Below are 23,492 nucleotides of genomic sequence, written 5' to 3' on the forward strand. Positions count from 1 at the left end.
GAAAGGAGAAAGCTAAATAATACACGCTGTCTCCTTTCCTAAAGATGCTGTTTATATTATTTTGTTGATGGCCCGCCATATCGTTCATTGAATCAGTGGTTTCGTGCATTAAACCATTGATTTCGCGCATTAAACACCCGAGTGTATCCGCAGGAACCCATTCTTCCTTCATGACCCCACGATTACAATCTCACCAATACGACATCGGCCCCATCATCACCACGTATCGAAGGATAAATCCGCCGACCAGAACTAATACGCTTGAGAAAATTAACGTGAATTTTTGCCCAAGAAGTTTTGGCTTCATTTTTAATAGTAATGGCACTATCAAACCGGCGCCGACGACACCTCCCCATAATAACGCACCGTACATTCCTCTTGTCACCGTTTCGCTCCACTGCCCCAATGCAAGCACGAAGACGATAATCATCGCGATGTTAGCGACTATCACACTTTTCACGATGTTATCAAGGCGGTGAATCGAATCATCCAGCTTGGAACCCCGGTTTGTAAAAACAAGCAGTAAAATTACGACAGATACACCTGTAACTACTGCACTAAATGCCCATAATGTTGGAATGAAAGGCGTTGCTGTCCATGCGGGCAGGTGTGATGTTGTGACAAGGACTCCGAGGTACATAGCGAACCATCCTGCAAAAACAGCGCCAAGAGACAGGAACACTTTTGCCGCAGGGCCTTCATGGAGCCAGACCGCTGACTTATAAAGCTTTTCCGCCCATGCAAATTGAAGCATTCCGTCTTTCCTTAACGCGTATAGAAAACCGACTGCCGCAAAAACGATAAAGACATTTAACACCCACGCCCCTAACGACATTGGCGACTGGAAGTTGATCATTAGGCTGCCTTCCCTTGCCTGCCACATGACATTAACAAACCGTTCTTTTTGTTCCAGCTTTAAAATGAGGAGCAACCCGTAAACCGGCAGGAGTGCCATAGTTATATAATAAGCACGGTGCAATCCCGCCTTATTAATTTTCCCCCCAAAGGCCAGGAGGAGGACAGCGACTAAAAACGCCCCTGCCGCTATCCCGCCGATGAAAAGGTCAAAGATGATGATAAAAGGAAAATCCGGACTTTTTAATTGTGTCAGTTCATAATTGTACATCCTTTAGCCTCCTTTTACGCACCTGTGGTGGTTTCTTCTTCTTCTTTAAACTTCCGTTCACGGTACGACCGGAAGCTGAGAAGGGATACAAGGCCAACAGCGAATAAGCTGAAAACACTACTCCAGTAACCACCAACCATGGTTTTTTGAGGCATTTGCGGATCGCTTGGAAGACCGTATTTTTCCGGTTTATCTTCAAGCATGTAAAATACATTCAGGCCGCCTAAAATATTTTTGTCTCCATAAATCTGTGCTTTCCCGTAGCCAGCAGATTGTAAATACTGCTCTCTCTTCTTAGCCATTGTCACCAGGTCTTCCACTTCCCCGAACTCGATAGAATCGGTCGGACACGCCTGGGCACATGCCGGCTGCTGCCCGGCCTGCAGACGGTCATAACATAACGTACACTTTTCTGCAGTCCCGCTCAGATGACCAATCTCGATAACACCGAATGGACAGCCGGTAATGCAGTATTTACAGCCGATACAGGTATCATGGTCAATATAAACAGTGTCAAACTCCGTGCGGATAATCGCGTTTGTCGGGCAGACGGACATACATCCTGCCAGCTGACAGTGTTTACACGAATCTGACAGAAAAAGCCAGCGTGAATCTTTCCGGTCGTCAGAAATGTCCTCGATAAATTTCACATGTCGCCAGTTTTCTCCGTCCAGCTTGCCTGTGTTATCGTAACTGTTCCCGGTTAACGACGGAGCAGAGTTAGCAGGAAGCTCATTCCATGACTTACATGCAACTTCACACGCCTTACATCCGTGGCAAAGGGTAGTATCAATAAACATACCTTTTTTGCTTTCAATCTGTGTCATTTTATACTACCCCTCCTGGTAATCTGCCTTTTTTCACGTTACAAGTAAATGCCTTGGAAGAGTGGATGTAAACGTTCGGATCGGCAACAATAGCACTTAAATCATTTGGAACTGAACCTGTTGCAACTCCGGAATACCCCCAGTGAATCGGCATTCCAACCGTGTGGACCATTTTGCCTTCCACTTTTAATGGCCGCATACGTTTTGTTACTAGCGCTCTCGCTTCAATTTTTCCACGTCCTGTTTCGACAGTAACGAAATCCTTACTGTGAACACCTAATTCTGAAGCCAGCTCAGGGCTGATTTCCAGGAACAGCTCAGGCATTAACTCCGCAAGCCATGGGAGCCAGCGAGTCATTGCCCCGCTTAAATGATGCTCCGTTACACGATACGTTGTAATAACAAATGGGTATTTACTGTTGTTCGCCCCATGCACCTTGTTGTTAGGAAGATGTTCGAAAATGACTGCTGTCGGGCTGAAAGTCTGCTCAGGATATAAAATGTTTTTTGAGACAGGTGTATCCGGCGGTTCGTAATGGGTTGGCAATGGTCCGTCCGCTAAACCGGCAGGCGCAAACAATTGAATAACCCCATCCGGATTCATTAAGAACGGATCTTTACCGCTTTGTGCTGCTAATCCTACCCCGCCAGGCACTGCTGGTGTATCCGGCGCTTTCGTTGCTGCGAAATCAGGGACATCATACCCGGTCCATTCCTCTTTCCCTGCATCCCACCAAATATATTTTTTACGCTCAGACCATGGCTTTCCATCAGGCCTTGCAGATGCGCGATTATACAGATTACGGCGGTTAGCCGGCCATGCGAAGCCCCAGTTTAAATACTGGTAGTCGTCCCCTTCGCGATTTGCTGCCCGGTTAAGGGACTCTTCCGGTAAAACTCCGGAGTAAATCCAGCAGCCGCAAGCAGTGGAACCATCATCCTGTAAATCTCCGAAACCTGCCACAGGTGCTCCTGTCGCTACATCATAGCCATTGATTTCCTTCACGATTTTATGTTCACTTGGTTCCTGAATTTTAAAGCGCGGATTCACATCCGGTTCATAATCCCAGGTCAGATGATTAAATCCCCAATCCCTTTTGGCGTTACTATCTTTATATAATTCTTTTAATCTCTTACCAAGTTCATAAGTGAACCACAGATCGGAACGGCAGTCCCCTGGTGGATCCGCTGCTTTTTCCTTCGTCTGAAGAAGCCGGCTTGTGTTTGTAAAACTGCCTTCTGTTTCCGCAAAAACGGTGGAAGGGAGATAAAATACTTCTGTGCCAATGTCTTCTGCTTTTACCGAACCATTTTTCACTTCAGGTGCTTCATACCAGAAAGTGGCCGTTTCAATAAGGAAGGGATCCTTTACGACAAGCCAGTCGAGTTTTCCTAATGCTTTCCGGTGGAAGCTCGCATTCTGGCCGCCTACGGCAGGGTTCTGCCCGATCACCATCATCCCCTTGATGATTCCGTTGTAAGCTTCTTCGAACATTTTGTAGTGGGAATGGTTTCCGAGAGTTTTCGGAAGGGCCTCATATGCGAAATCGTTCGCTGGCGTTGCTGCATCCCCATACCATGCTTTCAAAATGCTGACTAAATACTTCGGATAGTTTTGCCAGAAGCTTGTCGGCCTCATTTTGTCACGAAGGAAATCTTCCAGCGTGTCATGCGCCGCTCCTTTTGCCGGCATATCCAGGTAACCAGGGAGCGAGTTCCAGAGGGTAGATAAATCCGTTGCCCCTTGAACGTTCGCATGTCCCCTTAATGCCAGAATTCCGCCGCCAGGACGCCCCATGTTGCCGAGCAATCCCTGAAGAATCGCGCCTGATCGGATTGTTTGCACTCCGTACGTATGCTGGGTCCACCCCATGGCGTAACAGAATGTCGTTGTCCGTTCCGGATTTGAGTTAGCAGTCACCGTTTCTGCAACCATGAGGAATTCTTCTTTTGATGTTCCGCAAATTTCCTCTACCATTTCCGGCGTGTAGCGGGAATAATGCTTTTTCATCAGCTGGAACACACTTCTCGGATGCTGAAGCGTTTCATCACGTTTTGGTCGTCCGGCCAGTTTTTCCCGGGCTAAACGTTCAGAAAGGTTTGCCGGCTCTCCTTCAGGCTCGACAGGGTCTTCCCGCTCATACGCCCAGCTTGCATTGTCATATGCTTTTTTGTCCGGGTCGAACCCTGAAAAAATACCTTCCAAATCTTCTGTATCCTGATACTCCTCTTTAACGATGAACGGAGCATTCGTGTAATTAACCACATACTCTTTAAAAAACTTGTCATTCTGAATTACATAGTTAATGAGCGCCCCTATAAAAGCAATATCCGTACCTGAACGCATTGGCACGTAGTCTGAAGACATCGCAGAAGTTCTAGTAAAGCGCGGATCCACGTGAAGAATTCTTGCTCCGTTATCCCTTGCTCTCAGGACAAAACGGAAAGCTACCGGATGGTTCTCCGCAAAGTTTGACCCCATAATGACAATACAATCAGAATCCTGTAAATCTCTCGCCGAGGAAGTCGCGCCGCCTCGGCCATACGAAGTACCCAGACCGGGTACTGTAGAACTGTGTCATATCCGGGCGTGGTTTTCGACGTTCACAACGCCTAAACCACGCATTAATTTCGCATGAATATAATTCCACTCATTTTCAAGGGTGGAACCGCCCAGAGATGCTAAAGCAGGGTTCACGTTAACAAGCTTGCCATCCTGTTTTTCAATAAAACTGTTGTCACGGTCTTCTTTAACTTTTTCCGCAATCCGATCCATCGCCCAGTCAAGAGGCTTTGTTTCCCAGGATGTGGAGTGAGGTGCACGGTACAGTACCTCTTTCGGCCTGTTGTCGTTTTCAACGAGCTGAAATGCGGCCGCCCCTTTCGGACATAATGACCCTAAGTTAAGCGGGCTGTCCGGATTCCCTTCAATATTGATGATTTTCCCCTCAGATTCGGTGATGATCATACCGCATCCTACAGAACAATATGGACAAACACTTGGAACTTGTCTTCCTTCCTTCACCTGCAGCTTGATTTTTGAAACCTGAGCCTGTACCGGCTTGATATTAATCCCCGACACAGATGCAATGGTCGCTCCTGCTGTTACAGCACCAGCACGCTTCAAAAACTCGCGCCGTGTAAGCATCGCTTATCCCCCTTTTCGTAAAAATAGAGTGGAATTTATTTTTAATTATGGTTGTGGTTTTGGTATATGGTTTTGTATTCGCTGGTTGACCTCGTGATTTCGCAGGTTAACTCCCCCTTTTCGAGAATGAAGTACACGATTTCGAGAATGGGCCACCTGATTTCGAGAATAAACCACCCAATCCAACGAACAAAAACCGCATTTAACCAACCACCCCACTACCCATTCACCAGTTTCATCACCCGCTTCCCCTCTGTATATACATAAGCGGACTGGCCACGGACATAGCCGACTAAATCAACATTCAATTCTTTTGCCAATGCGACAGCGAGATTGGTAGAAGCAGTCCTTGATGCAGCTACTCCTGCTCCAAAGCGGGCCACTTTTGAACACATTTCCATAGAAATCCGGCCCGTTGTCATAATTACACAGTCTCGGCCACTCAACCCTTTCTTCAGAGCTGCACCAATTACTTTGTCAATTGCGTTATGTCTGCCAATGTCCTCTCTTACAATCATTTCGTCATTCCCATCAATAATGCATGCCGCGTGCATGCCGCCCGTTTGATGATATAGCGGGGTTAATTTATACATTTCTTTCATTTTCCGCCTTAATAATTCAGTAGAAACACTTCTTGCATCTTTCACTCTCTTAAAGTGGCTCATCTCTTTCATGGATCGGAACGTAGCCCCTTTTCCGCATCCGGCTGTAATAGTCTTCTTTTTTTTCAAAAACTCCTCCATGTCCACCTGATTATCCAGACTGGCATGAATATTCCCCCGGTATGGGTCAATCGTAATGTCCTCAACCTCACTTGCTGACTCAATAAGCCCTTCTGCGAACATATAGCCAACAGCCCAATCTTCCAGATGAACTTCTGTTAACTGAATCGTTAATAAGTTCCTCCCATTCACATACAAATTAATCGGATATTCTTCCGGGCACGTCTTATTAAACATTTTGTCCCCCCCTCCCTTAACGTGCGTTATTACTAGATTTTTCCTATTAAGTAAGCGTTCTCATAAATTGACCCATGACAACTTAAGAAAAAGTAAAAATCATTCTAATTTCTGAAGATCACTATATAAATAGCTATATAAGAGTTTCCCATGGTATATAACCACCAATTTTTCAAGGATAAATCAGGAGGGTGATAAGTATGTTGTCTAATATCGGTATACCAGGCCTTATTCTGATCTTTGTCATCGCGCTGCTTATTTTTGGACCAAAGAAATTACCGGAACTCGGAAAAGCCGTCGGGACTACGCTGAGAGAGTTCAAATCGTCTGTTAACGGCATGATGGATGAGAAAGAAGCTGTGAAAAAAGAAAGTCAGGAGACACCGAAGGAAGAAAAGAAAGATGCGTAACTGAATATGTAAAAAGGTTGTGATTTTCTATGAATCCATATCATGAAAGAAATATCCGGCCCCATAAGTATATGAAACTGGTTCATTTTGCTGATTATTACGGCAACAGCATTGCTTTGTATACGCTGCTTTTGCTGATTGCTGCCGGCGTCTGGTTAGTGTCGCCCATTCCCAGTCCGGGCTGGACGGTTAGCGGAAAAATCCTGGGCTGGGCCTCGCTGGTTTTAATAAGTATTACAACCCTTCACGGCATCTTATGGTTTGTTATCACAAGGCAGTCACTCCCTTTAAGCTCCAGCACAAAACAGTTTCTGGCCAATTCAATCAAAATAGTTCGGCCGCTCCATATCATGACAGGCACAGTTGGTTTCGGTTTAGCTTTTATCCATGGCGCTGCCTACATGAACGTTACTGAGTTTCATTCCGGCTTAATCGCTTCTGGTATTGTTGCTCTTGTTACATTACTCATTTTGGCTATGGATGGCATCGGGTTAATGGTCTCCCCGTTTTTAAGCAGGAAAGTCCACCGCTGGATTGCTGTTACTTTCCTGGTTTCATTAGTCATCCATCTGGCGATTATTTTCATTTAAAGGAGTGTTTTTCGTGATTACAGAAGAAAAAGTGGTTCATTCGCTCAGGAATATAAAAGATCCTCATTTGCAGAAAAATTTAGTGGATGTACAAGCCATCAAAGAGCTGAAAATAAAGGAGAACATGGTCAGCCTTAAGCTGGCAATTGCACAGCCAGGAACTGCAGACCAAATGGCCCTTCAGCAGCAGGTAGTTAACGCAGTAAAGGCTGCAGGAGCTCATTCTGTAGGGCTTCGTTTTGAAAAAATGGCTGAGGAAGTGTTGGCACAGCTTGGCGGACAAGCTGAAGAAAAGAAAAAATCTCTATTAGACAGAATGGAGGAGACCACTTTCATCGCTGTGACGAGCGGTAAAGGTGGTGTGGGAAAATCCACAGTATCCGTTAACATTGCCACCGCACTTGCCCGTAAAGGTAAGAAAGTGGGAATAATTGATGCAGATATATACGGATTCAGTGTTCCTGATATGATGGGAATTCAGGAACGGCTGAAGATTTCAGGGCAGCGGGTATTGCCTGTTAACCGGTTTGGTGTACAAGTCATATCCATGGGCTTCTTTGTACATGATAATTCTCCAATCGTCTGGCGCGGACCTATGCTTGGAAAAATGCTGAATAATTTCTTCTCGGAGGTGGAGTGGGAGGACCCGGAATACGTAATCCTTGACCTGCCGCCAGGAACAGGAGATGTGGCACTTGATGTCCATTCGATGCTGCCGACCACAAAAGAAATCATCGTTACGACACCTCACCCATCCGCAGCATTCGTCGCTGCCCGTGCAGGACTTATGGCAATGAGGACCGGCCATGAAATACTCGGGGTCATTGAAAATATGGCATATTTCGAAAGTAAAGCTACCGGCGAAAAAGAGTACATCTTCGGCCAGGGAGGCGCCCAGAAACTGGCTAACGATTTAAACAGTGAAGTGTTAGCACAAATACCGCTAGGTCAGCCGGAAATGGACACAGTTGATTTCGCCCCTTCTATTTATGGTGAAAACCATCCAACCGGCAAAATCTATTTGGATCTAGCTCATAAAGTTATTAGTAAAACGGGGAAATAATTCGACAGGTGCCACTGTGGCACCTGTCGAATTTTCTTTAGGTACATAGGGACACATGGGACAGGCACACTGGCCCCCGCTCCTTATGTATTTTTTCTTTTTCATTACAGAAAATAAAAATGCATTCCTGTTAATTTTCTTTTATAATGATTTGAAAGGAGGTGAGATAAATGGAAAAGCAGATTCTGGAGATATTAACTGAGATGCGTAAAGACATGACATCGGTGAAATCTGAGTTAGGAGATTTACGATCCGAAATGCACAGCCGCTTCGATGCTGTGGATGCAAAATTGGAAGGTGTTGGGAGCCAATTTGAACTTGCAGCAGAGACACGTATTAAGGAAACCGATTTTCTTACAGACAAAGTGAACAAACTGGAAAAAGAAGTTTACTACCTAAAGAACAAATAATCCTTGAGTTTTTAGGGGACGGGCATACTGATTCACTTCTTATACTTAAACTTTTAATTTTACACCTATCCTTTCTTTGTTATTATACTTCACCTTCATTTTAAGACTCTCCGTCCCACCACTTCACTTAATCCATAACGCCTCTGACTCCCATACTTCCTTACCAAGACAGCGCCTTATCCTAACCTCCACTAAAAAACAGACTGCTGAGTTATCCCCCAACAGCCTGCTCTAAATTCAAACATCATCTGTTCAATTGAAACACCCCGCCATTATTTCGGCAGCGGCGCCTCACTGGAAATGAAGTCCTTACTAATAAGTTCATCCCAAAACGCCTGAGGGATTTTTTCATCCATCGCAGCTAAGTCCTCTTCAATTCGGTCTGGCTTTGTGGAACCAGGAATCACCGCTCTTACCACAGGATGAGCAGTGGAGAACTGCAGTGCTGCTGCTTTTAATGAAACATTGTGTTCTTCTGCAATCCTTCTCAAATTATCCGCCTGCTCCTTTTTATCATCAGGAATTTCCGCGTAATCAAAGTGATCGCACCCTAAAAGCGCTCCTGAATTATAAGGGCTTCCTACAATGATCTCTGTGTTATTTTTTTCAGCTAAAGGCATCATTTTATTAAGCGCTTCTTCATGCTGCATGATTGTATACTGTGTTGCAGACAAACAAATGTCCGGAGAAGTTTCTTCCAGCTGAAGAGCCAGCTCTATCGGAACAGCCTTATTCAGCCCAAGCCCCCATCCTTTAATTACACCTTCCTCGCGGAGACGCGTCAAAGTTTTAAATGCTCCTTTTCGAGCCTCATCAAACTTTGAAACCCATTCATCCCCGTGAAAGTCAGGGGAAATATCATGTACAAATACAAAATCCAGACGGTCTGTCTGCAGGCGTTTAAGGCTGTCGTCAATCGATCTTAATGTGCCTTCCTCTGTGTAGTCATGAGTAATTTTATTTTTACGTCCATATTCAAAAAGGCCTTCTTTTTCCTCTTCTTCCTCAAGGACAATCCGTCCTACCTTCGAACTTAACACGTATTCATCTCTGGAGTATTGTGATAATATTTCACCTACACGCAGTTCAGATAAACCAAAACCGTAAAAAGGCGCTGTGTCAAAATAGCGGATCCCGTTATCCCACGCATTCTGAATTGTCTTCAGCGCTTCTTCCTCTGGCACATCCCGGAACATATTGCCAAGGGGAGCAGTGCCCAAACCTATTTTCTTTTTAAGCGCATCTTGTAATTCCATTTTTACCCCTCCTCTAAACATCCTGTTACCCTCATATAAATCCATTAAAACAGCTTCCTTTACGTATTCGACAAGTGCCTGGCACCCGTCGGTTTCCGTCAAATTTTGTTAGTTGATACCCTCTAAATTAAACAAAGCTATCCCCGCCAGTATGCTATAATTTAAGAAAAAGTTCTGCGGGAGGCTGTTAAATGAGCATTCATTTTGAAGTAAAAAGAACTTTTCATGTTCCCCCTCAACAAGCATACGCTGGCTTAATTGATCTGGATGCTGCAAGAAATTGGATGCAAGGGTTAGTAGAAATTAAACGGCTGGATGATGGTCCGGTCCGCCCTGGCAGTCAGTGGAAGGAAACGAGGAAGATGTTTGGAAAAGAAGCCACCGAACATTTTGAAGTTGTGAAACTACATGAACCTGAAAAAATAGTGCTCCGTTGTGACGGGACAAAAGGAACAACGGGCAAGGGAGAATTCCTGTTTACATATTTCCTCGAACCAACAGATGATGGTACTGTCGTTACTTTACATGGGGAGATAAATGGTCTGACGGGCATAACGAAATTATTCGGAAAAATGATGTCTAAAACTTTCAAAAATGCTTGCGCAAAAGACATGGATGCACTGAAAAACTATCTGGAAACGGAACAGCCTGTATTTCACCAAAATAGCTAATGTAAAAAAGGAGACGTTATGACAATTATTGATAAGTTAAATCTTACTAAGTATAAAAACATGGCCGTCATTAACCAGCCAGACGACTATGATCTGTTTGATGGATATAAAACAGAGTTATCCGGAAACCATGATGCTGTTTTCATCTTTGTAAAATCAATTGACGATATGGTCCGTCACACGAACAACGTGATAAAAGGAGACCATTTACAGGAGAAGGGCTACTTATTTTTCGCCTATCCTAAAAAGGGCAATAAACGGTATAAGACATTTGTCCACCGAGACGAGATTTTTCCGGCCTTGAAGGTAGACGAGAATGACGGATACGTACCAGGCAGTGATGTGAAATTCTCACGAATGGTAAGTATGGACGAGGTATTTACTGTTGTTGGGTTAAAACGGGAAAAGAAAAAATCTGTGAAGTCATCCGCCTCAAGCCAGTGTGTGGCTGACTATGAGGAGCATGTGCAAGACATCGAAAAACTGTTAACAGATCATCCGGAAGTGCTCCATTTTTATCAGGAACTTACCCCTGGCTATCAACGGGACTGGGCACGGTATATCTATTCAGCTAAGCAGCAGAAAACACGCGATAAACGCCAGGAACAGATGGTCGATATCTTATCACAAGGATATAAGTCCGTAGATTTATACCGGCAAAAAAAGAAGTAAAATCATCTTTCTGAAAAATCTTCTCATTTCAGCACAAAATCCTCCCTGCATTAGCAGTGGAGGATTTTGTGCTTTATCATCTACATAAGGAAGGTTATGGGCCAGAACGAGTATGTGGAATCGTTTCTGGCAACTCCATAATAGACCAGTAATATGAACTAAGTATGAACTGGACAGGTAAAATACTAAACCTTTTGCCAAATCACATAAGAAATTACCAATAATAAGATCTGTCAAAAAACAGCACTATTTAAAAGGTCACACCGGAGATTCCGACCGGGGTAAAGCCTCTTTTATTGGCTCAGGCTCTAAAATCCTCCTGCAGGAAGCTCTTTCTACAAGAGTAACTGGAATTTTAACAGAAAAGAATTGCTTCTTGTTATTATTTATTTCTTCAAGCAGCAGGTTCGCTGAGGTTTTTCCTATGAGAGTAGTGTCCTGCCTGATCGTCGTCAACGCGGGTGTTGTATACTGAGCCATCCTTATATCGTCAAAGCCAACTACTGAGATGTCTTCCGGCACCTTTAATCCCTGCTCTGTAATCTCCCTGATTGCTCCAAGTGCCATTAAATCTCCGGCAACATAAACTGCAGTCGGCGGTTCCTTCAGCTCGAGAAGCTGCTTCATTGCTCCCTGGCCGCCTTCGTGCGTAAAATAACCGCCGTTTACTATATATTCATCAGGCAGCTCAAGGTTATTGTTCTTCATAGCTTCTACAAAACCATTTTTCCGCTGAACACCTACAAACAAAGCTTCATCACCAGAGATATGGGCAATTTTACGATGTCCTAAAGAGTATAAATAATTGACAGCAAGCTCGCTTCCATAAACATTATCGCTGTAAACCGCACAGCATCCTCTTATATCAAGATCTATGACCACAGTAGGCAGATCGGAATTGATTAACAGGTCTACCTCCGGATCATTTAGCGCAGAGCAGACAACAACGACACCATCAACATCCCTGTATTTGAAGTGATCCAAATATGATTTTGATTCTGAACCGACTTTCCTTGCAGCAAATAGGAGATCATATCCGTGTTCCTCAACACTTTTTTTAAAACTTTCAATTACTGCATTGAAGAAAGGGTGTTCCATTCCAATACCCGAGTCTTCTACAAATATTACTCCTATACTCCAGGATTTTTTTGTGGATAGCGTTCGGGCACTGGAACTGGGGAAATAACCTAATTCATTAACAGCTTCGTTTATAATTTTCTTAGCCTTTTCACTCACATCTGTGTAATTATTCAGTACCTTTGAAACTGTAGTGATGGAATAACCTGTTTTTTTGGCAATATCATAAATAGTTGTCATACTATCCCCTCTTACACATCCTGTTATTTTTAGTCTCTCTTTTAAAAAATCGGCAGCCATTTTTAAGCAGTGCGGTATTTTTTAAAAGTAGTATAATTAATCGCCATGAGTATATAAGCAAAGACACTTACTCCGATTACCATAAAGGTTCTCGGAAAATTTACAGCTATAATCAGATAGGCAATTACCCATAGAAGCTGAAGCAGCGTTTTTCCCGGATGCAGGAAAACGAGACCAACGGAAGCTTTTATATATTGCCAGGTTTTATATTTGAAGTGAGCAAAAATAGAGAATAAATTCAAATACGTCATTAAAGCAACGGCAGCAAAAAAGAATATAACTATATAGATAAAAATTTGAATAGATTCTGCGTAAAAATAAGAAACGAAGGTGAAATTCACATAAAGGATATAAAATATCACGAGGAAAAAAATCCCTAATACATTCGAGCGGATAAAGTCTCCTTTATAGAATTTATAATATGATGCAAAAAGCGGAATATCTTTATCTCCTTTTATCCATTCCCTGATGATTGCAAAAAGCGCAACAGTCGATGGCATGACGCCAAAAACTCCAAGCCCTGCTATAGTAAAGAGCAGCCAGAGAAGATTTAAAGCAACAAACTTATAAATGAGCTCAGCAAGCTGAAATATCATTTTCCCCATTGTTAGCACCCCTGTGTATTAATAGCTGTTTAAAGACCGGCTTCCAGTAGCTGTTCAAAAAACAATCGATTTAATCCTGCAAGGTCAGATCAGCTCTTTACTGCTCCTTCAGATAAGCTTTCAATAAATAAGCGGTTAAACAGCAAGAATACGATAATTAGCGGGACTGTAGCCCAGAAAGTACCTGACATAATCATACCATAATCCATTTGCCGGGCATCGTTCAATGCCCGGAGAGCCACCTGCAGTGTATGGACAGACGGATCGCGGAGCACTACGAGAGGCCAGAGAAAATCATTCCATACATGCATGAATACAATAATTCCGAGAGTAGCAAAAGCAGGCAGTGTCATTGGAACTGCTATATTCCAGTAAATTCGGAAGTTGGAGCAGCCGTCAATCTTCGCAGCTTCAATAATTTCTCCAGGAAGACCTTCTTTCATATACTGCCTCATCCAGAAGATTCCGAAGGCGTTAATCAGGCCCGGTATAATTACCGCTTTAAGTTCATTCAGCCAGCCAAGAGTTGTAATTATATAATACTGCGGAATCAAGCCAAGCTGTGGAGGTACCATCATTGTAACGAGGATCATGACAAACAGGACATTTTTTCCTTTGAACTCCAGCTTCGCGAACGTATATCCTGCAAGAGAACATAAGAACAGAGTCCCGATTGTTACGGAAAAAGAAACAACAAAGGAATTCCACATCGCTCCAAAAAAGTCTATGCTGTCTAACACTTTTAAAAAGTTGTTAACAAGGTCTGCTCCAGGTGTAAATGGCGGGGGAACCTGGTTTATTTCCCTGTTTAATCGTGTTGCCATTACAAACATATAATAGAAAGGAAATAAAGAAGCTAATGAACCAAACAGCAATAAAAGATAAACAAATAGTTTTTTTACGGAGAACTTTGATGACCCTGTCTCTTTTTTCACCTGTGCCATGTCAGCTTCCTCCTAACCTAGATTTTTCGAACGGCCGATTCTGTTAGTGATGAGCAGGTTGACTGCCGTTAAGGTAATAATAATAAAGAACAGGACAATCGCTGCTGCGGATGCGGTGCCGAATGAGTTATAAATAAATGCGTCTCTCCATAAATAAGCAACTATGGTAATTCCCTCTTCCCTTAGTCCCCGCCCTAAAAAGATTAATGGTTCGGTAAACAGCTGGAAGCTGCCGATCGTTGCGGTGAAAACAACGAACATGATGATCGGCTTCAGCATCGGAATCGTAATCAGACGTATTTGCTGAAATACAGTAGCACCGTCAATTTTCGCTGCTTCATAAAGCTCTTTAGGAATACTCTGCATCCCTGCAAGAAAAATGATTGTGTTATAACCGACCCATCTCCAGAAAACCATTGTGGCTATCGCTATTTTTACCGGCCAGTACTCAGCATTCCACCGAATTGGGCTGATATCAAAGAGACTCAAAAAGTAATTGGCAAAACCAAACGGCTGGTTGTTAAACACGACTCCAAAGATAATTGCTACCGCGACAATCGAAGTAATATACGGTAAAAAAACCATCGTTCTGAACGTATTACGAAAGCGGATAAGCTGCGAATTCAGTGCAAATGCCAGAAAAAGTGCGGCGACAATCTGCGGGGCAGTTCCCATAATGCCGATAAGGAAGGTGTTCTTAATAGATGAGTAAAATACCGGATCGGAAAAGATAAACTGGAAGTTCCGCCAGCCTGTAAATTCCATCGGAGCCAGCCCATCCCACCGGAAAAAAGATAAATAAAAGCTGAAGATCATAGGGAATAATCCAAAGACAGCAAACAAAATAAAGAAAGGAGATATAAATACATATGCGGATAAAGCAGTACTTTTTTTCTCTGACATTCGCCTTGTTTTTTTAGGCTTCTCCATTTTTCACTCCCCCAGTTTGATAGTACTTCTTAATAAGAGAAACGGCTGGTGTTTTCATAAACTTATTTGTCTTTTTCAAGAATGCCTGGCAGATTACTTATTTAAACTTATTAAAACTAACCTGCAAGCCAGTCTCGAAATCTTTAAATATGTAAAAAATGTACTATCACCCTCTGAATCTTATCAGATAAAGTGAAAAGAAGTATGGCACTACCACTTCGGCCATACTTCCTTCCACAGCCTGTTATTTATCTTTCAATGATTCGTTTAATTCTCTCAATTGCTTCTTCCCAGGCACCTTGTGGCTCTGCACCGCCTGCCACATCATCGATAGCCTGCTTCACTTCATCATCTACAGGGTAGTAAAGACTGCCTTTGAATACAGGTTCCACTGCCTGTGCTGCTTCAGAGAATACTTGAGCTGTTGCTATTCCGCCAAAGTATTCGTCTTCATACTCCTTGAATTCAGGCATATCGTAAACAGCCGGAGCAGACGGGAATAATCCGTAACCCTGAAAAGCTTTGAGCTGCTGCTCAGGAGCAGTTAACCATTCAATAAACTTGTATGCTTCTTCCGGATTCTCAGACTCAGCTGGAACAGCAAGGTAAGATCCGCCCCAGTTTCCAGCACCTTCAGGCATTGTAGTAATAGACCATACTCCTTCTTCTGGTTCATTGTCTTTGATTACTCCCTGCATCCACGCTGGTGCTAGCATAGTTGCGTATGTTCCGTCACCCATTCCCGCGAACCATTCCGGAGTCCAGAGAGGAATATCGCCGACTAAGCCTTCATTTAACAGACTGGAAGTGTACTCATAAGCATCTTTAATTTGATTATGCTCTTCAATAATCAGTTCACCATCAGGACTGAAATACTGCTCCGTTGACTGGTCACGGCGCGCGTTGTATACAAGCTCACCGGCATCTGTCATTTGCTTCCCTGTAGCCTCATAGATCTCCTTCGCTACACTTTCAAAATCATCCCAAGTTTTCACCAGTTCAGAAACAGCTTCCGGGGAAGAATCGAAGCCAGCTTCTTCAAAAACATCCGTACGATAGAACATGACAGTTGGCCCTATATCAGTTGGAAGGCCGAACAGGAAATTCCCTTCAGCATTTTCACCGTTTTTCCATACCCACTCAAGAAATTCCCCTTCTACATCTGATGCACCATGGTCATACAAGTTTGTGAATGCATCTTCTGCATTCCGGTATCTTTCGATCTGAGCTTCCTCAATCATCGTGATGTCCGGAGCTCCGGTACCAGCAGAAATAGAAGTAAATAAGTTATCATGCATATCATTCATGTCACTATTTTGCAGATTAATAGAAACATGTGGATTATCTGCAACGTATTCTTCAATAAGCTTGTCATAGCCAGTGTTTCCAAACTCCCAGAATACGAGTTCAATATCTCCGTCTCCGATCGTTTCTTCTGTAGTGTCGCTATTACTGTTGTCTTCGTTATTGTTATTGCCCCCGTTAGTCGCCGCGTCACTGCTCTCATCACCGCCGCATGCTGCCATTAAAGATACTGATAAGACAGATACCCCCGCCAGTTTTAAAAATTTGGACATTGTAGTTTTCCCCCTAATAATTATTTAATAGATTTCTTCCAAACCGGGAATTCTTTTTCCCTCTCACCCCCCTGAAAGTCTGAGTGCCATACATATTGGTAGTGAAAAAACCGAAAGGATCAATACTGAAACCTTATGTTCAATATATAATAAGCCTCGTTTAAGAAAGCGCTTTCGATTCTCCCCTAAACAACCCTCCCGTTGAAAGGGAGGCGGCTTATTTACCATTTTTAATCAGTGTCCTAAAATGGATTTTTATCATATTTCAAAGAAGTTATTTGCAATTGTCTGCTTATACCAGTAATAGCTGTCTTTTTTTGTACGCTCAAGCGTCCTGTAATCAACATGTACGATACCAAATCTCATTGTGTAGCCCTCAGCCCACTCAAAGTTATCAAGAAGTGACCAGGTAAGATAACCTTTTATATTAACCCCTGACTCCATACTTCGCTGAAGAGAAACAAGGTGCTTTTTCAGGTATTCAATTCTCCCGGTGTCCTGTACCCTGCCATTTTCAGGCTCATCGTTATAGCAGGATCCATTTTCAGTAATATAGATCGGGATGTCTCCGTATTTATCAGAAATTTTCTTAAGGATGTGGTAAAAGCCTTCAGGGTAAATATTCCATCCTATATCTGTCTTCAAATAGCCTGCATCCACTTTTTCCAGATCAAAAAGTCCCTCATCTTCAGCATAACGAGATATACTGCCTGTATAATAATTAATGCCGACAAAGTCTACAGGCTGATTGATAATCTCCATATCCCCATCTTCTATTTTTAAGGCTGCGCCGGTTTTCTCTTTAAACCAGTTAACGAGAAATTCCGGGTAGCTGCCTTTAAACACAGGGTCAAAAAACCAGTCAAGGAACCAGGCACTCGCACGTGTGCATGCATCAATATCTTTTTGATTGTCACTGTATGGCTCATTCCATTCCACATTAGGGGCATACCCGATTTCCCCTTCTATCCCCAGCTTGCGAAATTTAATTACCGCTTTCCCGTGAGCTACGAGCAGATGATGTGCCACATTCATTCCAAGCTGAAAGTCTTTAAGCCCTGGTGCATGTGCGCCAATAAAGTTAGACAGGAAGGATACACACCATGGTTCGTTAATTGTAATCCAATGTTTGATTTTCCCGTCAAACTCCCTGAATAAAAGTTCTGCATACTTTTCAAACGCCTCAATCGTTTCTCTGTTATCCCATCCGCCTTTATCCTGAAGAACCTGGGGCAAATCCCAGTGATAAAGGGTGCACATCGGCTGAATGCCTTTTTCCAGCAATTCATCAACGAGCCTGTGGTAATACGCAAGCCCTTCCTTGTTCACTTCCCCTGTCCCGTCCGGGAAAATTCTCGGCCAGGCAACAGAGAATCTGTAAAAATCCACTCCCAGGTCTTCCATAATTTCCACATCTTCTTTATAACGATGATAACTGTCGCAAGCGACATCCCCATTATCTCCGTTCACTACTTTTCCGGGAGTTTTTGCAAAGGTGTCCCAGATGGAAGGTCCTCTGCCGTCTTTGTTTGCGGCACCTTCTATTTGATAGGATGCGGTCGCGACTCCCCACTTCATCCTCTTGGGAAACTGAATGATTGACATATTTCTATCCCCTCTCACTGCGATATGGAGTTTTATGAAACAATACTAAAGCGCTTTCGTAACTATTCGAAAAATAAAAACTCAGGTCACTATAATCAGAGTATTCTTTCAACTTATTTTAAAAATACTGTGAAAACATCACGTATTTAATCCAATAAACGAATACGTATGTACATTTTTAATATTTATTGGATTATATTTACTTGTAAGCGTTTTCGAAAGTGCTTTCGTAATCATTATAATTAGACTGGTCAAATATAACAACAGTTTTTTGAATAATCTCAAAAAATATTTTCAGCTGTAACAAAGTTTTTATTAATACGGCAGTATTGATTATAAAAACAGCCATTCTTTAGAAAGACAAAGTACCATTCCAGTTGATTTAAAAGTAATTAAAAAAAGCCTCTCCTTTTTAGAAAAAGCGAGGCTGGTAATATTTCATTTAGCTATTGGTTAAGCAATACAATTAAATGTTCCTGTTAACACTGGCACTTATCTAATTATAGAAATCTGCCTCATGGTTAAATACCTGCCCGCTGAAGGGATCTACAGAAAAGTAGAAGTCTTCGCCCCCTGACTGCACTTTATAATAGTAAAAAGAGTCTTTTACAAACAAGGCAGGTCCTATGCTGACAGGGACCGTCTTGTTTTCCAGGTTAACAATCTCGTAATCTGCTTGCTGGATATGAGCTGATATTAGTTCTTCCCCCTCAAAATAAGAGTAGCCAGGTAAAGTGCTCACAAATAAAACAGGTAAAATTATCATTACATGAGCGTAAAGGGTAAGGATAAATGTCTTTCCCCTCTGTGCGTTCCTGACAGCGGCTAAAAAAATGAGCTGAACGACTATAAATGACAGGTAAAAATCTGTATTCATAATTAAATACCGGGTGTTCATTGTATAAAATATAATTAATTCCAGAACGAGCAAAATAGCATTACATAAAAGGAAAAACTTATAATACTTCATAAGCGCACCGCCCTGTTATTTTTATTACCCTATTCTGAATTTCGCCAGCCATATATGAATTTTTCCTTGCTCAACCTGTTTTTTGTCCTGTTCCGTGAATGTCCCTCTGTTTGTTTTTCATCGGCTGCAGTTGACCGTATGTCGCCGATCTCCATATCCATTCCATGGGGCCGAAACGGTATTTTTTCAGCCACAGATAACTAAACAAAATTTGCAGAGGAAAAACTAACAAGCTGATCAGAATGCCTAAACTCAAATTGACCTCCCCAAACAAGCCAGTCCCAGTATAAATGCTGATACCAATAACATTCGTTCTGACGACGTTATTAACGGCCCGTTCAACTGCTGCAGCTCTCCCCTCTTGAAGACACGCTCTGAAAAATCGAAATTACTTAAACTATATTCAACTAATTTTGGCAATAATCCTGCTTAGAGTCTTTTGGGAATTAGGGAGATTTCCCTCGGGTAAGGCAGCTGAAACAAGGTTACAGCACAAAAGCCTCCCTGCATTAGCAGCGGAGGCTTTTGTGCTTTATCATATAACATAAGGAGGGTTGTGAGCCATTCACGAGAATGAATGACCTCTGGCAATTCTTATGTTAAACCACCATTATGAACTAAGTATGAACTGGGCATGATAAGTAACTTTTTTTGGACACACGTTATGCTCCATCGCGATCCAACCGACTGTATTAAGCATAAAATGACGGGTTAGAATCTGTTTCACCTGATATGATATGACAAGTGAAGGAGGCATTTACATGGATATGCTGAAAGGAATGAACGACGCTCTAAATTATATTGAAGGTAATTTGAGTAACCCAATCGATTTACAAGAAGTGGCTAAAACCGCTATGTCATCGGAATATCATTTTAAGCGCCTTTTTTCTCTTTTGTCAGGCATTACAATATCAGAATATATCCGAAGAAGGCGTTTAACATTGGCTGCTCTGGAGTTGAAAAATCCAGACGTGAAAGTAATCGATACAGCCCTTAAATACCAATATCAGTCACCGGATGCTTTCTCAAGGGCATTTCAAAACTACCATGGTATTACCCCATCAGCTGCGAGGAACACGGAGAAAACCTTGAAAGCATATCCAAAAATGGCCTTTCAATTAACTATTCAGGGAGGAATGGATATGAAGTATCGGATTGGTAAAAAAGAAGCGTTTCGAGTAACAGGTGTAAAATATCAAGTAGAAATGGAAAATGAAATACTGTCCCCAACGTATGAAGAAATGATTTCGGCTATAAGTGATTCCCAAATGGAAGAATTCGAATCCCTCTCTAACCGGGAGCCTCATGGGATCATTCATGTGTCTGTAAATTACTCAGAAGATGCGGAAGGAAAGGCAGCCTTCGACCAATATATCGGGGCTGCGACAACTAAAGAGCCGCCAGAAAAATATTCCACTTTAGAAATACCTGCATTACAATGGGCGATTTTCGAAGTAGATGGAGACTGGGAGAAAGTCGAGGAACAATGGCAGCGCATCTATTCCGAATGGCTGCCTTCCTCCTCTTACGAATTAGCGGAAGGTCCAGAAATCCTTGCCAGCAAAGATGAAAAAAGCGAGATATGGATTTCTGTTAAGGAGAAATAGCAGAAAAAAGACAGGCCCTGGAGCAAACAGCTTCAAGGGCTTGTTTGAATTCTCACTGTCTGTAAATGACGCACCTATAAAATATTATGGTGATTCTTTATAAAACGTTTGAAAATGACAGCCAGATGTACATGGTTATTGGTATTAATTAAATAAGATGTCTCATCTAAAATTGAGCAAAAGTAAAATAAACGGAGATATTCCGTTTATCTGCAAACTGTAACTCTTTTAGGGGTAAAATAAGGGGAAGTTTTCCGGTTAAGCAAAGAAAAACCTCCCATTTTCCAACTTTTCAAGTAAATAGGCGGAATCTCTCCGCCTATTTTTGCATTTTTTAATAAAAAGTACGAATTAACCGGAATTTTTCCGTCAATTTTTTAAAAAAGTCTGCTTAACCTGCCCCTTCAACTGATATCCCTGCCCCGCCTCGGTTATCAGCTCAACCTAACAAATTGTTTAATACCGCCCGCTCACCCCATCAAAATATTTTCGTAATTATGTGAATTGAGAAACTTTTTCCACTCCTCAACGTATTAATCAATGTGAAGCCCACTGGAAAGGTGAGGAGTTATTATGAGCGTGCTGGAAGTAAAACATTTAAAGAAATCGTTCGGGCCTGTGCGTGCTGTGGAAGATATCAGCTTTTCGGTCACAGCCGGCGAGATTTTCACCATCATTGGCCCGAATGGCGCTGGGAAGACGACCACCCTGGAAATGATCGAGGGGCTGGTCCCCCCGGATGAAGGAGAAATCACCTTTGGGGAAATGGACTGGAGGAAAAATGCGGCCGCGATAAAAAAGAAGATCGGTGTGCAGCCACAGTCCAGTGCCATGTTTGATTTGTTAACGCCAGAAGAGAACCTGAATTTGTTTGCCAGTTTTTATGACAGGTCCCGTTCTGCGGAAGACATCTTACAATTAGTTAACCTGACAGACCACCGGAAAAAACATGTGAAAAAGCTGTCTGGCGGACAACGCCAGAGACTTGCGATCGGCCTTGCTATGATAAGCGATCCGGAAATCATCTTCCTTGATGAACCAACAACAGGGCTGGACCCTCAGGCCCGCCGCAACATTTGGGATATTGTTCTGCAGCTGAAGGAACTGGGGAAAACAACGATTTTAACGACACATTATATGGAAGAAGCAGAAAAGCTGAGCGATCGTGTCTGCATCGTCGATCAGGGAAAAGTGATTTCGATAGATACTCCTGCTGCGCTAATTGACCAGCTCACAGAGGAACGTGAAGTCCATTTAATTTTTCTCGACGGAGCTGATGCAGCGGAATCAGCCGCCTTGTTTTCAGATGACCTTGGATCTGTCAGTCGAACAGAACGGGATGGCAGCTCGTTAACAATCTGGACTGCTCACCCTGAAGATACGCTGTATCAATTATTTAGTTATACGAAAGAACGAAATTTCCAGGTGGAACAGGTCTCCATTCGCGAAATGAGCCTGGAGGATGTATTTATCGCTTTTACAGGTAAGGAATGGAGGGATTAGCTTGAACGGTTTCCGGCAATTTAAGCAAATGTTTCTGACTCAGCTTCGGATGACTTACCGGGAAAAACAGGCCTGGTTCTGGGGCATCTTCTTCCCTGTCATATTAATGGTCATCTTTATGTCTATATTCAGTGACAACTCTGATAATGATTTCAACGCAAACGTCGCTCTCGTCAACGAGCATCCAAATGAAACGTCAGAGATGCTGCTTCAGCAAATCAGCCATATTCCGGTACTGGAAATCGAAACCGGCGAACCAGTCACCCGGGAAGAAGCAGAAGAGATGGTGGCAGATCAGGAAGTAAACGCAGCAATTGTCCTCCCGGAAGCAGATGACGATACCTCCCTTCTTCTTATTGTTAATAAAGAAGATGAACAAGGAATAGTCACACAGGCGCTGACGGGAATGCTCAACGAATTTGTTCATCAGGCGAATTTATTTGCCGCTGGCGCTGAACCAATTTATGAAATTGAATATGAAGCCATCACCTCAGGAGACACGGAATTCAGTTATACAGACTTCCTTCTAACCGGGATGATTGCTCTGTCTATTGCCCAGGGTGGTATTTTTGGGATGGTCGACCTTGTGGACATGCGGCGAAAAGGATTAATTAAACGTTTACGGATGACTCCGGCGGATATGAACATGTTCGGTTTCAGCGATATGGTGATGCGGCTCATTTTCAGCGTCGTCCAGATTATTTTATTATCACTAATCGGTGTATTTATATTTGGCGCTAACCTGTTCATTAATTTTGCCGGCCTGATTGTTGTTTTCCTGTTAGGAGCCCTTTCCTTTAACGCCATCGGTTATTTTTTCTCCTCGTTCAGTAAAACAACCGAAGCATTTATGGGCATCGCAAACATCGTCAACTTTCTTATGATGTTTTTAAGCGGTGTATTCTTCCCGGTTGAAACGATGCCCGACTGGCTGCAGCCAGTTTCTAATGTTCTCCCCCTTACCTACTTTGTGGATGGGTTAAGAGAAACGATGATCTACGAAACAAGCATTTTCAATGCTGAACTCTGGACCGGTATCGGAATCATGATATTATGGGGAGCAGTAACGTTTATGCTTGGTTCATGGCTGTATAAAAGACAGTCGATTGTGGCAACGAGATAATTCGACAAAATCCGGGTGGTTTCGGGTGGTGACAGCGTACTATGTCAATTAGTTTTTTCTTGTTTTTGCGTAATCCAAATAACCTTACGTAAAAATATACAAAAAATACCATTAAGCAA

21 protein-coding genes and 2 pseudogenes are annotated in these 23,492 nt (G+C 42.8%); 9 read left to right on the forward strand and 14 right to left on the reverse strand.

Translation table 11 applies throughout. From position 1 onward, the window contains the following. Window positions 1-190 precede the first annotated feature (190 nt). From nrfD to fdhD, 5 genes and pseudogenes are all read right to left on the reverse strand, one after another. Window positions 191-1,126: an NrfD/PsrC family molybdoenzyme membrane anchor subunit gene (gene nrfD, locus BK582_RS16975; protein WP_078596179.1), complete on the reverse strand. Its 936-nt coding sequence runs from the start codon at window positions 1,124-1,126 to the stop codon at window positions 191-193. Between the two features lie 14 nt (window positions 1,127-1,140). After that, on the reverse strand, window positions 1,141-1,953 hold the full coding sequence (locus tag BK582_RS16980; RefSeq protein ID WP_078596180.1) for a 4Fe-4S dicluster domain-containing protein: 813 nt from the start codon (window positions 1,951-1,953) through the stop codon (window positions 1,141-1,143). A 1-nt stretch (window position 1,954) separates the two neighbouring features. After that, a pseudogene (gene fdnG / locus BK582_RS16985) lies at window positions 1,955-4,519 on the reverse strand (formate dehydrogenase-N subunit alpha); the annotation flags it as partial. Window positions 4,520-4,531: 12 nt separating this feature from the next. After that, on the reverse strand, window positions 4,532-5,101 hold the full coding sequence (locus BK582_RS28400; RefSeq protein WP_209021008.1) for a twin-arginine translocation signal domain-containing protein: 570 nt from the start codon (window positions 5,099-5,101) through the stop codon (window positions 4,532-4,534). A gap of 218 nt (window positions 5,102-5,319) precedes the next feature. Then, window positions 5,320-6,060, reverse strand: a complete 741-nt coding sequence (gene fdhD / locus BK582_RS16990) for a formate dehydrogenase accessory sulfurtransferase FdhD (RefSeq protein ID WP_078596182.1) — start codon at window positions 6,058-6,060, stop codon at window positions 5,320-5,322. Window positions 6,061-6,260: 200 nt separating this feature from the next. Between fdhD and BK582_RS16995 the strand changes: the two genes are divergently transcribed. From BK582_RS16995 to BK582_RS17010, 4 genes are all read left to right on the forward strand, one after another. Then, window positions 6,261-6,470: a twin-arginine translocase TatA/TatE family subunit gene (locus tag BK582_RS16995; protein WP_078596183.1), complete on the forward strand. Its 210-nt coding sequence runs from the start codon at window positions 6,261-6,263 to the stop codon at window positions 6,468-6,470. 29 nt (window positions 6,471-6,499) lie between these two features. After that, complete coding sequence (locus BK582_RS17000; protein WP_078596184.1) at window positions 6,500-7,060, forward strand: hypothetical protein; 561 nt, start codon at window positions 6,500-6,502, stop codon at window positions 7,058-7,060. A 13-nt stretch (window positions 7,061-7,073) separates the two neighbouring features. Continuing rightward, entirely contained in the window at window positions 7,074-8,123 is a 1,050-nt protein-coding gene (locus tag BK582_RS17005; RefSeq protein ID WP_078596185.1) for an Mrp/NBP35 family ATP-binding protein, read from the forward strand. A gap of 170 nt (window positions 8,124-8,293) precedes the next feature. After that, window positions 8,294-8,533, forward strand: a complete 240-nt coding sequence (locus BK582_RS17010; RefSeq protein ID WP_078596186.1) for a hypothetical protein — start codon at window positions 8,294-8,296, stop codon at window positions 8,531-8,533. Between the two features lie 272 nt (window positions 8,534-8,805). On the opposite strand, the gene BK582_RS17015 is transcribed toward BK582_RS17010, so the two are convergent. Then, window positions 8,806-9,789, reverse strand: a complete 984-nt coding sequence (locus BK582_RS17015) for an aldo/keto reductase (RefSeq protein WP_078598088.1) — start codon at window positions 9,787-9,789, stop codon at window positions 8,806-8,808. 191 nt (window positions 9,790-9,980) lie between these two features. Here BK582_RS17015 and BK582_RS17020 point away from each other — a divergent pair, with 191 nt between their 5' ends. Further along, window positions 9,981-10,460, forward strand: a complete 480-nt coding sequence (locus BK582_RS17020) for an SRPBCC family protein (protein ID WP_078596187.1) — start codon at window positions 9,981-9,983, stop codon at window positions 10,458-10,460. Between the two features lie 18 nt (window positions 10,461-10,478). Further along, on the forward strand, window positions 10,479-11,132 hold the full coding sequence (locus tag BK582_RS17025; protein ID WP_078596188.1) for a YdeI/OmpD-associated family protein: 654 nt from the start codon (window positions 10,479-10,481) through the stop codon (window positions 11,130-11,132). A 258-nt stretch (window positions 11,133-11,390) separates the two neighbouring features. Here the strand turns inward: BK582_RS17025 and BK582_RS17030 are convergent, their stop codons facing one another. From BK582_RS17030 to BK582_RS17065, 8 genes and pseudogenes are all read right to left on the reverse strand, one after another. Beyond that, window positions 11,391-12,449, reverse strand: a complete 1,059-nt coding sequence (locus BK582_RS17030; RefSeq protein ID WP_078596189.1) for a LacI family DNA-binding transcriptional regulator — start codon at window positions 12,447-12,449, stop codon at window positions 11,391-11,393. Between the two features lie 62 nt (window positions 12,450-12,511). Continuing rightward, on the reverse strand, window positions 12,512-13,114 hold the full coding sequence (locus BK582_RS17035; RefSeq protein WP_078596190.1) for a YesL family protein: 603 nt from the start codon (window positions 13,112-13,114) through the stop codon (window positions 12,512-12,514). A gap of 89 nt (window positions 13,115-13,203) precedes the next feature. Further along, on the reverse strand, window positions 13,204-14,058 hold the full coding sequence (locus BK582_RS17040; protein ID WP_078596191.1) for a carbohydrate ABC transporter permease: 855 nt from the start codon (window positions 14,056-14,058) through the stop codon (window positions 13,204-13,206). Window positions 14,059-14,070: 12 nt separating this feature from the next. Next, entirely contained in the window at window positions 14,071-14,988 is a 918-nt protein-coding gene (locus tag BK582_RS17045; RefSeq protein ID WP_078596192.1) for a carbohydrate ABC transporter permease, read from the reverse strand. A gap of 248 nt (window positions 14,989-15,236) precedes the next feature. Further along, window positions 15,237-16,565, reverse strand: a complete 1,329-nt coding sequence (locus tag BK582_RS17050; RefSeq protein WP_078596193.1) for an ABC transporter substrate-binding protein — start codon at window positions 16,563-16,565, stop codon at window positions 15,237-15,239. A 258-nt stretch (window positions 16,566-16,823) separates the two neighbouring features. Next, window positions 16,824-18,170, reverse strand: coding sequence for a GH1 family beta-glucosidase (locus BK582_RS17055; RefSeq protein ID WP_078596194.1), 1,347 nt, complete (start codon window positions 18,168-18,170; stop codon window positions 16,824-16,826). Window positions 18,171-18,666: 496 nt separating this feature from the next. Next, the gene (locus BK582_RS17060; protein ID WP_078596195.1) at window positions 18,667-19,140 is read right to left on the reverse strand and encodes a hypothetical protein; all 474 of its coding nucleotides are present in this window, start codon (window positions 19,138-19,140) and stop codon (window positions 18,667-18,669) included. A 70-nt stretch (window positions 19,141-19,210) separates the two neighbouring features. Continuing rightward, window positions 19,211-19,447 (reverse strand): annotated as a pseudogene (locus tag BK582_RS17065) (DUF418 domain-containing protein); the annotation flags it as partial. A gap of 454 nt (window positions 19,448-19,901) precedes the next feature. On the opposite strand from BK582_RS17065, the gene BK582_RS17070 reads away from it, so the two are divergent. The 3 genes from BK582_RS17070 (at window position 19,902) to BK582_RS17080 (ending at window position 23,373) form a co-directional block, all read left to right on the forward strand. Next, window positions 19,902-20,747: an AraC family transcriptional regulator gene (locus BK582_RS17070; RefSeq protein WP_078596197.1), complete on the forward strand. Its 846-nt coding sequence runs from the start codon at window positions 19,902-19,904 to the stop codon at window positions 20,745-20,747. A gap of 573 nt (window positions 20,748-21,320) precedes the next feature. After that, complete coding sequence (locus tag BK582_RS17075; RefSeq protein WP_078596198.1) at window positions 21,321-22,250, forward strand: ABC transporter ATP-binding protein; 930 nt, start codon at window positions 21,321-21,323, stop codon at window positions 22,248-22,250. A gap of 1 nt (window position 22,251) precedes the next feature. Further along, window positions 22,252-23,373, forward strand: a complete 1,122-nt coding sequence (locus tag BK582_RS17080; protein WP_244895415.1) for an ABC transporter permease — start codon at window positions 22,252-22,254, stop codon at window positions 23,371-23,373. Window positions 23,374-23,492: the final 119 nt, after the last annotated feature.

The sequence above is a fragment of the Evansella clarkii genome (assembly GCF_002019695.1).
Classification (GTDB): Bacteria; Bacillota; Bacilli; order Bacillales; family Salisediminibacteriaceae; genus Evansella; species Evansella clarkii.